This window comes from Chitinophagales bacterium, assembly GCA_016787225.1.
In the GTDB taxonomy this organism is placed as follows: Bacteria; Bacteroidota; Bacteroidia; order Chitinophagales; family JADJOU01; genus CHPMRC01.
Genome location: JAEUUY010000014.1, coordinates 54,448 through 69,195, shown reverse-complemented (window position 1 = coordinate 69,195; position 14,748 = coordinate 54,448). Strand labels below are relative to the sequence as shown.

General features: G+C 34.1%; 14 protein-coding genes. 2 read left to right on the top strand and 12 right to left on the bottom strand.

Annotation, left to right across the window (positions count from 1 at the left end):
• Positions 1 to 40 precede the first annotated feature (40 nt).
• Together JNL75_05110 and JNL75_05105 are read right to left on the bottom strand one after the other, a co-directional pair.
• Entirely contained in the window at positions 41 to 670 is a 630-nt protein-coding gene (locus JNL75_05110) for a hypothetical protein (protein MBL7789196.1), read from the bottom strand.
• Between the two features lie 78 nt (positions 671 to 748).
• Positions 749 to 1,051 (bottom strand): DUF1905 domain-containing protein, encoded by a 303-nt coding sequence (locus tag JNL75_05105; protein MBL7789195.1) that lies wholly within the window; start codon positions 1,049 to 1,051, stop codon positions 749 to 751.
• A gap of 46 nt (positions 1,052 to 1,097) precedes the next feature.
• Here JNL75_05105 and JNL75_05100 point away from each other — a divergent pair, with 46 nt between their 5' ends.
• Both JNL75_05100 and JNL75_05095 read left to right on the top strand, forming a co-directional pair.
• Positions 1,098 to 1,505, top strand: coding sequence for a DUF2061 domain-containing protein (locus JNL75_05100; protein MBL7789194.1), 408 nt, complete (start codon positions 1,098 to 1,100; stop codon positions 1,503 to 1,505).
• A 13-nt stretch (positions 1,506 to 1,518) separates the two neighbouring features.
• Positions 1,519 to 1,935, top strand: coding sequence for a hypothetical protein (locus tag JNL75_05095; GenBank protein MBL7789193.1), 417 nt, complete (start codon positions 1,519 to 1,521; stop codon positions 1,933 to 1,935).
• 1 nt (position 1,936) lies between these two features.
• Here the strand turns inward: JNL75_05095 and JNL75_05090 are convergent, their stop codons facing one another.
• The 10 genes from JNL75_05090 to JNL75_05045 form a co-directional block, all read right to left on the bottom strand.
• Positions 1,937 to 2,611: a M15 family metallopeptidase gene (locus JNL75_05090; GenBank protein ID MBL7789192.1), complete on the bottom strand. Its 675-nt coding sequence runs from the start codon at positions 2,609 to 2,611 to the stop codon at positions 1,937 to 1,939.
• A 75-nt stretch (positions 2,612 to 2,686) separates the two neighbouring features.
• Positions 2,687 to 3,256: a DUF1287 domain-containing protein gene (locus JNL75_05085; protein MBL7789191.1), complete on the bottom strand. Its 570-nt coding sequence runs from the start codon at positions 3,254 to 3,256 to the stop codon at positions 2,687 to 2,689.
• Positions 3,257 to 3,265: 9 nt separating this feature from the next.
• Entirely contained in the window at positions 3,266 to 4,471 is a 1,206-nt protein-coding gene (locus JNL75_05080; protein MBL7789190.1) for an MFS transporter, read from the bottom strand.
• Positions 4,472 to 4,484: 13 nt separating this feature from the next.
• Complete coding sequence (locus tag JNL75_05075) at positions 4,485 to 5,930, bottom strand: VWA domain-containing protein (protein MBL7789189.1); 1,446 nt, start codon at positions 5,928 to 5,930, stop codon at positions 4,485 to 4,487.
• A 65-nt stretch (positions 5,931 to 5,995) separates the two neighbouring features.
• Complete coding sequence (locus JNL75_05070; GenBank protein MBL7789188.1) at positions 5,996 to 8,380, bottom strand: glycosyltransferase; 2,385 nt, start codon at positions 8,378 to 8,380, stop codon at positions 5,996 to 5,998.
• Between the two features lie 17 nt (positions 8,381 to 8,397).
• On the bottom strand, positions 8,398 to 9,192 hold the full coding sequence (locus JNL75_05065; GenBank protein MBL7789187.1) for a glycosyltransferase family protein: 795 nt from the start codon (positions 9,190 to 9,192) through the stop codon (positions 8,398 to 8,400).
• A 56-nt stretch (positions 9,193 to 9,248) separates the two neighbouring features.
• Positions 9,249 to 10,286, bottom strand: coding sequence for a hypothetical protein (locus JNL75_05060; protein MBL7789186.1), 1,038 nt, complete (start codon positions 10,284 to 10,286; stop codon positions 9,249 to 9,251).
• Positions 10,276 to 11,046, bottom strand: a complete 771-nt coding sequence (locus tag JNL75_05055) for a triose-phosphate isomerase (protein ID MBL7789185.1) — start codon at positions 11,044 to 11,046, stop codon at positions 10,276 to 10,278. Before JNL75_05055 ends, JNL75_05060 begins: the two co-directional genes overlap by 11 nt.
• Positions 11,043 to 12,197: a glucose-1-phosphate thymidylyltransferase gene (locus tag JNL75_05050; protein ID MBL7789184.1), complete on the bottom strand. Its 1,155-nt coding sequence runs from the start codon at positions 12,195 to 12,197 to the stop codon at positions 11,043 to 11,045. Before JNL75_05050 ends, JNL75_05055 begins: the two co-directional genes overlap by 4 nt.
• 9 nt (positions 12,198 to 12,206) lie before the next feature.
• Positions 12,207 to 14,651, bottom strand: a complete 2,445-nt coding sequence (locus JNL75_05045; GenBank protein MBL7789183.1) for a hypothetical protein — start codon at positions 14,649 to 14,651, stop codon at positions 12,207 to 12,209.
• Positions 14,652 to 14,748 lie beyond the last annotated feature (97 nt).

Here is a 14,748-nt window from a genome sequence, read left to right as displayed (position 1 = left end):
GCCTCAAGTCCTTGGATTTGGGGCGTTTTTATTTTGATGATTATTTCTTTGAACCTTGTTCTTCGACTTCGGATTCGTCTTTTAAGACTTCTTCTACACAAGGCTTCACTATTTTTTTATAGACCTCGCTATTTTCGTCCTCTGCCTGATTCAAATCTTTGTAGGTATATCCTGATGAGAATAATTTAGTAATGGCACAATCACAGTATTTTTCTACTGTTTCTTTAGACCATATTGCTTTTGCTTCTTCACTTTGAAGTGCTTCTTTCATACAATTTTGCATAGCGGATTCTTTGGCACCTTCTATATTCTCGATACTTTCAAATTTAAAATCGTCTTTAATTTTGTAGTTGCCTTGTAAGCATTCCATAATAACATCAAAGTTTTTCCCTTCTAAAAACAACTCTTTTACTCGTCCCTCCTTCATGGCCGCCATCATATCCTTACTATGAATAGTAGGTATTAACTTGTCGCAAACACATGAGCAATATTTGACAGCATCGATTTCTAATCCATTAATTTTCATCAATTTATCGCGTGTAGCGCCTGCGCATGATTTAATAAAGTCACTGCGTTTTCCTAGAGATATTCCATCCAAGGTAGTTACATTTTGGGTTAAAGCTATACCATAGGATATGAAAATAAAAAATAGAAGGATATAATTTCTCATAATTGAATCAAAATGTAAAAGTAAGCGAATCTTGATTTTAGGGTAGCTTTTTTGAAACGAAACCAAAAATATATTTATCTAGAGTAAAATTACAATATCGAATTCTCCTAAGGTAGGTATGGGTAATTTTTTCCTAATTTCACTTTTAATAGGAAGTAGATAGGTATTCCTTTTACTATCATACCAGATAGCTGTTTGCCATTTCACTCCGTCTATTTCAGTTGATGCTTTGAGTCTGCCCCATCCTTGTTCTTGATTTCTGAAGTTTTTTCGAATTTCTTTTGACATGTCTATGGGTAAAGCGATGAAATACCAGCCACCTTTTGGAGCCTGATGTTGCCATAACTTGCCAGAAAAAGAGTAGGAGATTTTAGCAGACATATTTTATAAATCGAGTAATGAAATAGTTCATACTTTTGTAGGTGTTATGCCCAAAGATAAGCGTTATAGGAGTTTTTTAAAGGGAATTTCATGGCGAATTGTAGGAACTATAGACACCATGATCATTTCCTATTATTATACGCGTGATCCTCTTAGTTCCCTGCAGATTGGTATGACAGAGGTGCTGACTAAAATAGTTCTTTATTACGTGCATGAGCGCATTTATTTTAAAACATTTGGCGATAAGGTTAATCAGCGAAAAGTAAGTTTGGTCAAAGGTGTTACTTGGCGTTTCGTGGGATCTATTGATACGATTTTGATTTCTTGGATATATACTGGTGACCCGATGATAGGTCTTAAAATAGGCGCCACTGAATTTTTCACAAAGGTAATTTTATATTATATACATGAACGCGTGTGGAATAAAATAAAGGTCGGAACTATAGTTGAATAACAGTATGTATCTAATGAACCCTATAGAGGTCTATCGTATAGACACCCCAATATGTGTAATGATAGAAAAAGCTCAAGACTTTGGCAAAGGAATTGGCGAAGCTTTTGTGAGACTAGCAGAGAAGCTAGAAAATAAAGGACAAAAGAGAGATTGTTATGGAGTGGTATTAAAGGAAGATAGTGATATGTGTTATTACGCAGCATTTACGGAGATATATGAAGGAGAGGCTAGAGAAAAGTCTTTCCCATCCTTTATGATTCCTTCTGGAAATTATCACATGATAAGGGTAGAAGAATGGAATAAAAATATTTTACATATTGGCCCTACCTTTGATCAAATATTAAAGTCTGGAAAAGTAGATACAACCTCTCCTTGTATTGAATTTTATAAAACAGAGCAAGAATTACTCTGTATGGTAAAAGCACTTTAAATTAATTATCGAGCAACTCTGGCCTATATTCAAAATGCATCGTATCATAGTGATACCATTTCCCTCCCCAAATAAATCCATGTCTCTCAAAAATATCAACGATAATTTGAGGAATTTGATTTTTGTATTTTAGAGAAACTTCTTCGTTGGTTGTTTTACTATCCCACTGCCAGTAGTGCGAATATTTGATATTGATATCGATAGAGGCTCCGAAGCTATGCTGGCTTAATCGTTTGGTGCCACTTATGTATCTCCAATTGAATGTTCCTCCTACATTCGTTAAATACTTTTTTAATTCTGGATGTTCGTCCAATTCTTGAGAAATAGCTTCGAGTTTTTTATTAATGCCGTTTATTTTGGTGACACGAATTTTTTGATTCACTAACTTGGGGCACCACAGCACATCAACTAAATTTGCCTCTACTTCCTTGGCAGAATTTCCATATATTTTTCGGAAAAAGGCTTCATTACGATAGCGTCCCGGGTCATAGTTTTTTGAAATAGTTTGAGGTATCGAACCCTTAATATATGGTAGCTTAAACATGTCTTCTAGGTCAGCATTTTCCAGAAGTTCTTGATGGGATTTTGATTTACCATCATCATACAATATGCTAGAGTTATCTTGAAAAAATAGTTTGCCGTTTTCATAATTTTTGATTTGCGGATAATGTTTCATAAGCTTTTGCACAGAATTGGGAATCTGAGATTGCAAAAAAAGAGTTGGGGCAAGAAATAAGAAGAAATATTTCATCTATGGATAAGTATAATGTCCGATAATTTGATAACTAAAAAGCATATCTTCTAGAACCTGTCCTGAACCTATGTTGTGAACAATCTTATACCTCTGACCATCGTCCGATTTAATGGATGATACAATCCCTATGTGTGACAATTTCCCTCCCAATAGCCAGCAGACAATATCTCCTGGTTGATAATCTTTACTTTGGTTTGTAATTTTCTTCACAGTTCCGAATCTCTCAAAAAATTTCATCAAATTATATACTCTTCGATGATCAATATTTTTATCCGCTTTCTTTCTACCCCATTTATTCGGATAAAGTGAGAAATTTTTAGACATATCTTCATGTACTAATTTCTGCAAATCGACCCCTAACTTCCTATAAGCCCTAATTACAACATCAGTGCATACGCCTTTATTCGCTGGAACATCGCCCATAGGGTATTTTAGAACAACGTATGCAGGATCATAGACAACATTGTCTCTTGTTAGTAAGATAGCAGCATCTGCTAATGATAGTTTGCTGGAGGAGTTTTGAGAACAAAGCTGAAAGGAAATAAAAAGAAATAGTATTAGGCGCATAAACATTGTTTATTTCATGGAATAATCTTTGAGTGCCTTTGCTTTATTCCATGCTATGGTAACAAACAATAAAGTCATACTCCCTCCAAATAAAACTGACCGAACAGTCCCCATTATTTGTGCTGCAAAACCACTTTCAAACGCTCCTATTTCATTACTAGAGGAGATAAACATGGAATTGACGGAGGTAACTCGAGCTCTCATGTGATCTGGAGTTTCGAGCATAAGGATAGCTCCGCGAATGACTACACTAACTGCATCGAAAGCTCCCATAAGAAATAATAAAACTAGTGAAATATAGAATGAGGTAGATAATGCAAAACCTAAGGTAGCTAATCCAAATAGACCTACAAAAATGATGAGCCATTTACCAGTATGTTGTCTAATAGGTTTGCGAGCGAGAAATAACATGGTTATGGCAGCACCTAATGGCATGGCGGCTCGCAAGTGCCCAAAACCTTCGCTATCTACTTTTAAAATATCTGTAGCGAATATAGGCAAAAGGGCTACACAGCCTCCAAAAAGCACAGCAAATAAATCTAAAGATATAGCCCAGAGCATCACTTTATTTTCAAACACATATGTCAATCCTTCCTTCATTTTGTGAAATGAATCTTGGAAACTGAATTTATAATTAAACTGACTCTCGTGCCTAGGTAGTTTAAGAATAGAAAGTAGGGAAATGAATAAGGCAATAACGACAAAAATAAAAGCATTTTCCGAGCCAGCATATTTAATGAGGTATCCGCCAAGAATGGGACCAACTACGGCTCCAATCTGCCATGCATTGCTGCTCATGGCAGAGTATTTAGCCATTTCAGATCTAGGTATAATTGAAGATAACAAAGCCACAGATGCTCCCATACCCATGCTGCCCACCACACCCATTAAAAATACGCCAAGATAAAGTATGATTTCCAATTTAGAATTTTGACCTTGTAAAAAGGTCATAGCAAAATACATCGCTAAAGCAATAATGAAGTAACTTCCTACTACTATAGTTAATACTTTTCTTTTTTCCATACGCTCCACTTGATAACCTGCTGGCAGGGCTAATAATATTCTAGGCAATGCTTCATAAAGTCCGAGCATACCTAAAGCAAGTGCAGCACCACTTATCTTGTAAATAAAAAAACCTAGTATGGTCATCTTCATTTGCAAAGCTATGGTAGTAAAAAATCGAAAACTAAGAAACCATTTTATGTGCGCACTCATGGCGCAAATATCTCTATTTTACTTGTAGTAGAGTAGAATAAATATCATCGAGTAGAATACGTTCTAAATTCTCCGTATCAAGATTCATATCAATATAAACGCCCCCGCCAGCTTCTGCCATTTGATTGAGTTTAGTCTTATAGCTTTGCGATGTCCCAAAGCCGACGACAGAAGTCAGTATGCCATTTTCGTTCATTTTTTCAATTTTCTCAAGCATAGCCTTATCATCATAGGCATACTTATTCATCTTGCCATCAGAAGCAATAATGACCATGTTGATGGCATCTGGCATATAGCTTTTCTGAAGTATTTCAAAGGCTTTGTCGATGCCTAAGACTCCGTCTGTAGTTCCAGATGGTAGAATGGAATTCACATACTTGATGCTTTTCTCTTTATCTATAATTTGATTTCTTGCCATTAGTTCATTAACTTCGTCATTGAAGGTAAGAATAGCAAGATAGTCTTTCTCTTGATAGTTTTTGATAAGATGTATAATACTTTTTTTGAGAACTCCTATTCTATTTGGCTTTTCCATAGACTTCGATACATCAATAAGTAAAATGAGATTTAAAGTTTTTCTATCTAAATTTTCAGTGCTTTCTTTTTGAGGCTGAGTCACAGGAGTTATATCTCCTTCTGATTTTTGAGGCTGCGGGTCGTAGTAGGGAGCCTTGGTATTCATGTTTTTTCCATCTTCTACTGCTAGTGAGCTGTCCGCTTTAGGTTGATAATTAACACTATCAATAGTTTTAGCGACTAATAGGTTAGTAGGGGTGTCTGGTTTGACAAAAGAATCTTTAATTTCAGGTTTTTCAAGGATTATAAAGGCAATATTTCTATTTGGATCTAATTTGATATCAAGCACATCTTTTCCATATCCTTCTACAATAGCTTGAATATTATACTTACCTTCTGGTATTCTGTTTACAAGTGCCCCAAAGCGATTAGCTACTCCTATGTAACTTTTATTATTGGTAGAATTTTTGATAAATACCTTTGCATAAGGTATACCTATAAAAGTCTCTGCATCTACTACCATAAAGGCAATATCTCTATCGCCAAAGAGCCTATTGCTTTCTGTCAATGATTTGAATGATTGTGAAATAGTCTTGACAGAACCGTATATACTCAATTCTATTTTTTCACTGTCATTAATTATTATATAAAGTCTTTCGTTAAAAGGACCTTCTGCTTCGGGATAGAAATTGATTTTTAAACTCCCTTTTTCACCTGGCAGAATATCCTCTTTTTTAAAGGTGGCATTAACGAGATTAGTAATTGGTTCATAACTTAGTTTGATAGTTTTGCCAGAGACATTTTCATAGCTAAAATTGATGCCATAAGTATTATTGATTTCAAGATTTCCTAGATACATTTTTTTATTCTCAAACCTCAATGAGCCTTGTGAGTAAAGACCTAGACTAGATACTAAAATAAGAAGTGTGAATCTAAAACGCATGATTTCTTTTTACACAAAAGTATATTTATTATTCTATGAGTTATTGTGTATAAGTGACATTTACTTTAAAATTTGTGCTTTGATACAAAGAATTTGTAGCTAAGAATGGAAAAATAGGTCACAGCCAAAGCTAAGACACAAATGGCAATATTGGCAATGGAATGAAGTTGGAGAGTATTTAAGACGTAAGAAGTAGTGTAAAGAAATGCGGTAGAGAATACTATAGGTACAAATATTAGATGTAGGAAATACTTGGCGTGGTCAAATTGAATGAGGGAATGAAAGTAATAGATTAGAACGGGTAACGGCAGAATATTGATGATAAGCCAGTATAAAGATGCTCCTTCAAATTCAAAATGATATACTAAAAAATAGAGAAGCGGGATAGATAAAAGCGCAATAAAACCTGTTAAATAAATAAGAAATTTCGGCCTAGACATTGCTATTAAATATGTCCATGGTATAATCATTAATGCATTGAATAGGCTTCCTGCTGTTATATAACCAAACGAAGTATTTAGTTTATGCACGATATCGACATTGGATAACCAAAGAGTTAAGATATCCATTCGAAAAACAATTAGTGCTATGCAGATGGGGATCAGAGTATAGCTGATAATTATAGTATGTTTATAGTAATTATTTTTTATAACCTCATTAGGCTCTGATAATAATAATTTTGATATGTAAGGAAACAATGCACTCTTTACTGTAGCGCAGTACATTATAAATGCCATAATAATATTGTATAAGATGGCATAATATCCAAACTCGGTTTTACTTAGCCATTTAGTTAGTAAAAAATTATTCACATCTCCATAGATAAATCCAAAAATACTGATGAAGGATATGCCTAGAGCTAGTTGTTTTAATTGACTGAGATAACTAGTAGAAAAAAATCTTAAAGGATTGATGAATTGAGTTTCTTTATAAACAAAAAACTTCTGAATGAGTATAGTGAGAAATGAAATGCTTATGTGCCAATAAAAAAATAGCTCAATACTAGGTGCTAAAGAGTAGAAAAGAAAAATAGTTCCAAAATTCTTCAAGGCAGTGAGTCCTACCTGAGTATAATTCGATAAAGCCTGCTTATTTAAGCCAAATAAAACTCCTGTATAGAAGGAATGCGGCCATTGCATAAGTATAGCAAAAGCAATAAGTCTCATTAAGTTTTGCGTATTTCCCATTCCAGAATTACTGAAAAACCAATGAGCAGTCAGCCAGTTTGAAGAAAATAGAAGCACAAAAAAAATAAAAATCCCTATGGCTAAGTATATAACTTCCTGACTAGCTATGATAGTTTTTAAATGATCTTTAGATTTTAATCCCTTCTGTGTTATCTCCTTAGTGACAATATTTGTGAGTCCAAAATCAAAAATATAGATAGCGCTAGAAATAGTCGTAAAAACCCCAATCCAACTATACTCAGCTACTCCGAGTTGCTTTATAATATAGGGTAGGACTATAAGTGTAATCAGTACAGATGCCCCTCGAGTGATAAGTCCGTGCCCTATATAAGATAATTTTGCATAACTAAAATCTGAAATAAATATTCTGATAAGGCTTAATATAACAGGCCATATTGAAAAATTTTCTTTTAGAAAAAATTGACTTAGTTCTCTAAAATTTCGTTTCTGAATAGTTGAAACTAATTTTCGGTCAAACTCTCTATTCTCAAATATAGTCGTTAATTTTCTCACTTGTTTAAAAGACAAGAAATTTTCACACCATTCAAAGAAACGATAGTACGCGATTTGATTTTTGACATATTCTTCCTCGCTATATCTGTGAACAGATTGATTCCCATCATGTTTTCTCCAAACACCTATTTCCTTAGAACCGACGATTACGTTGCCCTGGATAGCTGCTCTCGCAGCCGTCAAAAAATCTGTATGCAAACATTCGTCAGAATATGCACCATATTTTTCAATAAGCTCTACATTGAAAATACTGCTGAGGTGAGAAAATCCATAATATTGTATACAGAGTTTCACATATTCATATCCTGAAATCAAATAGTACCCGTCGCCATAATCTTTAATTATTTTAGTCTTACTAATCTCTATTCGTGCTAAAAAATTGGATTGAATATGGACAATTTTATCGTTAGGATTGTTTTGAACTATTTGCATAGCAGTTTTTATCCAAGAATTATCGGTATAATAATCATCGCTATCTTTATTAATAAGCCATTTGGCATGCTTTCTCTGCTTAAATGCAAACTGATAATTGCCAACTCTTCCCAGCCTTTCCACATTATGGATAATAGCAATATTATTTGGAAGGTTAATGGTGCTCAGTGTTTCTTTAGTATGATCTGTTGAGCAATCATTTATTAAAATTGAGTGAAAATTTGGATATTCGATTTGAGAAACGTTTGTTAAACATTCCTTCAAGAAAGGTGCATTATTGTAATGCGGAATTTGTATATATATCCAAGGAAACTGCATTACAAATTTCTAGTCTGTTAGATAATTTTAGTTTGACTAGAGGTAATAGTGTTTAGCTCATCCAAGTGATTTCTATACCAGTTGACACCTGCAAGGTTTGAATTGATATCATAGATATCTGGTCGAATAGCTAAGAGTTGGAGAATATCGTCTAAAGAAAAATTGGGATTAGAGGGATACAATTCTTCATATACATTTTGAATAAATTCGAAATCTTCTTGATAATCCAAGGTGAATCTATGACTCATAGAATAGTCTAGCCCTTTTTCCCATAGTACATTCCCAATTTTGAATAGATGCGGATTTTCCCAAAAATATGGAGTTGTGTGTTCGCGCTCTAATTTTTTACGAGCTAGGTGAGCTGCTTTTTCTAAAGCCTTAAATGTAAATACTTCTACATCGTTGCCATCTGGATAACTTGGTGGGTGAAGGTTAGATACAAAGTCAAAATCATTATTTATAAAATAATCGAAAACTTTATCCATTACTTTAGCATCAATTAAAGGACAATCTGATGGTATTTTAGCTATGATATCGGCTTTATATTGAATAGCACATTGAAAATGTCTATCTAATAAATCATCTTCATCTCCCCTGAAAATCTCTATCTGATTAGATTTACAAAAATCTTCTATTACGTCATCTTTTATATTGGTGGAGGTGGCTACTACTATTTGGCCACAATAGCGAGAGTAAGCCATTCGTTCCAACTGTAATTGAAGTACTGGTTTATTTAAAATTGTTTTCATAATTTTGCCAGGTAGTCTAGTGGAGCTCATTCTGGCTTGAACTATGGTTAATATTTTTGTCATCATTTCATTTTTTTAAGGTTGTTCCATAAAGAGGGGTCTCTATACATAACTTTCAATTATTGGAACTCTTTCACCGAAGAAGAAGATTGAATAAATTGATTTTTATCGCCTTTATACTCCATAAATTCACGAACGATGTTGGAAATGATTTCAGCACTTTTGCCTCCATTCTGTATCGGTTTTTTAAACTCTAGTTCTTCGATCGGGAAATAACTATATACTTTTTTTCCTAAAACCAATCCCTGATATACACAAGAAGAGTATTGTGTTATTAGTACATCACAATGTGCTATTAAAATATCGATGATAGGTTCGGTAATAATATGAGCATGAGGTATGATTGACCTGATTTCAGAAATTACTCTTTCAATATTTTCGTTTGGATGCGGTTTAAAAATTATTTTTCGCCCATTTGCAATTTTTATAGCTTCATTTATTAGAAAAGTTCTGTCATCATTTCCTCCAAGTTCTCTAATGTCTGAGGTTGCTACTAAAACAAATCCACTTTCATTATAGGAGGTTTCTAATAGGGCATGTATGTTGTCAAAATTTGGAACACCTGTAACAAGTATTTTCTCACTTTGGGTACCGTAAGTCGTAAAGTATTCTTTATATCCACGTGACATAGCAAAGTATAAATCAGCAGAATTCGATGTGCCATTGAGTGCAGTGCTAGCCGTAGCATATGCAGGAAGTCCTAGCTTTTTCACGAGTTTACCAAAATTAGTTATAGGATCAATCATGCCTTCTTGAATCCATACCGTTTTTATTTTCTTAAAACTTTTCGGGACTATCATATCCGTAGAAAGAAGGGCCAAATCATATTTAATTCCTTTACTTCTACCTCTATAATCATAGTTTAATTCATGTAGCTTAAGATATTGCTGGGAAGCTTTAGTAAATGAACTATCTCTTCCTAAAACGGTATTGTCAAAAAAACCTATTTCAGCTGCAGCTTTATATAAAAAGCCTTCTCCGAATATTTGACTATAATAAATATTATAATCCTTTTCTAAGTGACAGGCTATTTGATGCAATTGACTCGTTTGATTTCTCGAGCCACCTAAGCATAGAATATTTTTTTTATTGCTCATTTATTTTTTCAGCAGTTTGCATGATATTATAAAAACTTTCAATATTTAGACTTGCTCCACCAATGAGACCACCCCATATATTGGGCTGCTTGAAAAGTTCTTCCGCATTCTTCTCGTTGCAGCTACCACCATACAATATAGGAACACGCTTGCTAATTTCGGATGAATAAATTTCAGATAGTAAATCAAAAATAAACTTATGAACCTCTTCCGCTTGCTCTTTAGAAGCGGTAACACCTGTTCCAATAGCCCATACAGGCTCATAGGCTATAATTACCTTCTGAATACATTCATTATCTACGCCTTTTAATCCTCTCAATAGTTGTCTGCGGATAATATTGAATGTTTCGTTTTTTTCTCTTTCTGTCAGCGTTTCACCAACACAAAAAATCGGCGAAACATTGTTTTTAATCAGTAGACTTAATTTATCAGCAACAGATTCATCTGTTTCGCCGAAATATTGTCTCCGTTCAGAATGCCCAACTATGCAATAGCTAAGTTGAAGCGAAGCTATCATTTTTGCAGATATCTCTCCGGTATAGGCTCCGCCTTCATAGGCGCTACAATTTTGTAATGCTAAGAAAACATTTTTCTTTTCATTATTGATAAATAGTGTATCGACATAAAGACTTGGTGAAGCTATAATCGTTCTAGTCTTTAGTTCTGGTAGCTTGTTTAATTTGGCAATAAACTCTTTGGCTTCCAGATAGGTTTTATTCATCTTCCAATTACCGGCTACTATAATTTTTTTCTCACTCATAATTTACTTTCTGCTTGTGTACGAAATGTTTCTTGATAGATGTGTTTTAATATATTTTCTTCATGTTCTGTAAGAATTCGATTTCTACGTGCATAAACTATACGAATTGTTTCCAATGCTTTCTCCCAATCATATGGTCTTATTTTTTCAGAAATTGACCAGCTAAATGACGGAATATGTTTCTTTGGGAAACCAGCACCTACTATATTAGCGCAAACACCTACAACCGTCCCAGTGTTAAACATGGTATTGATTCCCGCTTTTGAATGATCGCCCATGATTAAGCCTAGAAATTGCTGTCCAGTATCGATAGAGGCATTTTGATGATAGTTATAAATATCTACTTGGCTGTAGTTGTTTTTCAGATTAGAAGAATTAGTATCAGCACCGAGATTACACCATTCTCCAAGAACAGAGTTTCCTAAATATCCATCATGTGCTTTATTGGAATTGGCGAAGAAAACGGAATTGGTAATTTCTCCGCCTACTTTGCATCCTGCCCCAATAGTTGTAGCACCATAGATTTTAGCCCCCATTTTAATTTGGGCATTCTCTCCTAATGCAAATGGTCCACGAATAGTAGCGCCTTCCATTACTTCAGCATTTTTACCTATATAAATCGGCCCTGTATTTGTATTCAGGATACTGCAGTGAACTTTCGCTTCTGGCTCTATGAATATATTTTCGCCTATTATTTTATTATCAGAACTGAGATGAGCACTTGTTCTTCCAGCAGTTATTAGTTCATAGTCTTTTCGAATTTCAGCATCGTTTGCTAGAAATATATCCCATGGATAATGGATAAAAGAAATTGCACCATTATAAGTTAGTATTTTAAAATCAACTTTTTTATTCTTTGAAGCTATTTCTATATTATCATAAAACAAAGCAGAATTTTCAGTAAGTCCGGCTATTACATTAACCAGTTCTTTATTAGGCAAAAGGTTGGAAACAATTCTAATTCCGTCAGAATTATCGTTTGATGTATGACGCAAATATTCCTGTACATATTCTATCTGACTCTCAGTTTTTAAATAATGCTTCCATTTCTCTTGAATAGTCAAAATGCCAACTCTGCATTCCGCAATACTTCTTGTAAACGTCAGTGGCAATAAATTTTGCCAAGTAATTAATTCATCATATAATATCATAGCGTGTTATTAAAATTCCTCATCTATTTTTTTCGCTTTATCTAATATGACATCAATTCTATCTACATTTTTTTTAGATTGAATATCATCTCGTTTCACTAATTCTGACTTTAACATTCTAAGTGCTGTTTTACTGCAGTAATTGTCGGCTTCTTCAGTAGAGGAGGTCATGGCTTCAAACTTGTCTATATAATTCTCCATAACTTTTTCATTCATGTAGGCCAGATATCCACCGAAATTACTATATATAGCCAGTTTTTTATATCCTTGTGCTTTTTCTATGGCCTGTTCGAAATAGATTATTTCCTTTGGATTTTTCGATTGCGCTATGATTTCAAAAACTGTGTTAAGGATATTATAGCTATTGCTAAATATTCTTTTGTAGGCATAGTCAAGTGCTTTAACGGAATCTACTTTATTCAAAAACTTCAGTGCAGAATTTTCTACTAAATAAGAGGAATCATTTAAAAGTGGTGCAATGATACTATCTAGCCCTTCTAAATTTTCATTCTCTGAAAGCTTATCGATTGCTGCTGATTTTACACGACCTGATTTGGATTCCGTTAAAATAGATTTTAGTTTTTCATTCCACTTAGTATCTCGTTTCAACCATTTTTTATCGATAGCTTTAATCGCTTCTTGACGTAATCTATTTTTATCTGTGGATAATAATTCGAATATGGCATCTTTGACCTTATCTTTATCCTTATGTATAGCTAGTTTTTTTAAGGCTTTATTTTGATCTATATAGCTTTTCGAATTTTCAAGCAAGAATATCCAATCATTTACATCGCGAGTTTCGTTTTTAACAGCTACTATAGTATGCGTACCATCAATGCTAATCGTTTTTACATCTTTTTCTCGAATAATAAATGTATCTTTTGATTTACTTAATAGAACGCGTTGTTTTTTGACAATATCGCCCGTATAAATACTTAAATCAAGGGGAAGTTTATATACTAGACTGGAATCAAAATTATGTCGCTGAGAAATCACTAAAACAGTACTATCTGAGGATTTAGTATAGCTAGAGTTTAAAATAGGATGACCTCCATTTTCATACCATTGCTGAAAAAACCAATAGAGGTCTTCTCCTGAAATCTCTTCAAAGCATTGTCTGAGATCAGAGTATTCTGCTGTTTTATATTTGTGTCGAGTGAGATAAAGTTGAAGTGATTTAAAGAAAACCTCGTCGCTTAAATAATTGCGAAGCATGTGTAGAATTTTACCTCCTTTATTGTATGAAATAAGGTCAAACATATCATCCGGTTTCTTATAGAAATACCGAACTAATGGTTCCTTCTTACTACTGCTATACGAAAAATAGGGTGACAAATCTTGAGTCCAATGATATTCGGCTTCTTCTTTGCCATATTTGTATTCCGTCCACAAATACTCAGAATAGTTGGCAAAGGATTCATTGAGGGTTAAATGTGTCCAAGTCTTACAGGTAACTATATTTCCGAACCAATGGTGAAAAAGTTCATGCGCTACCGTCTCATCATCATTGCCATCGACCAGTTCGCGAGCATCTTTCTGAAACATAGTATTAAAGGTAACAGCCGTAGTATTCTCCATAGCTCCAGCTGTAAAGTCGTGCACTATAACTTGAGAATACTTGTCCCAGGGAAAATCAACTCCTAAAAGTTTGGAGAAATATTCCATCATTTCAGGAGTTCTTCCAAAAATGGGTCTCGCCAACGATTTATATTGTGGTTCCATAAAATAAGAAACCTCTTTCCCACGCCATTGATCTTTCACTATGGTATAGTCTCCTATAACCAGAACTGTTAAGTAAACAGAATGTGGAATAGTTTGCTCCCATACATCGGTCTTAGTACCATTTTTATTGTCCTTGCTTGATATTAGCTTGCCATTGGAGAGCGAAACGAAATTAGACTCATAGATTACTTTCAATTTCTGCGTATGCTTCTCTGATGGTTGGTCTAGGGTAGGGAACCAGCTGCTATTGGAGTGGGTTTCGCCCTGAGTCCACAAGTGCATTGGCGCATCTTTGCGTTTTCCATCCGTATTGATAAAGTAAAGACCTTTCTCATCTTTAATGGCAGCACCAGTCGAATCGACTATACTATCAGGATTTGCAGTATAATCGATGACAATGATCAAGGTGTCTTTTTTTGTATAAAATTTCCCCAAATCAATTTCCAGTTTGGATTTCGTATAATTATAGGGTAAGGGTTTATTCCCTAATGCCTTTAATTCCACGGAATGGATATCTAAATACTTAATATCTAGCACTAATTTATTCTGAGGATGGAAATAAGGCAATAGCGTCAAGGTGGCCTTCCCTTTCATCTGATGCTCTTTCCACTTTGGTATGAGTTCCAAATCGGTATGCAATAAGTCAAAATATTTTTTAGGAATTTCTTGCAGTTCATTCCCATTCGCGAGAATAGATGAGAGAAGGCACAAGAAAAAGATAAGATTACGCATATGAATAGCTAGGTGGCGTTTTAAAAACAACAAATTTAAAACATAGAAGTTTAAAGGGTACTAATTTATAATTTTATAAATAAAATCTCCATATTCC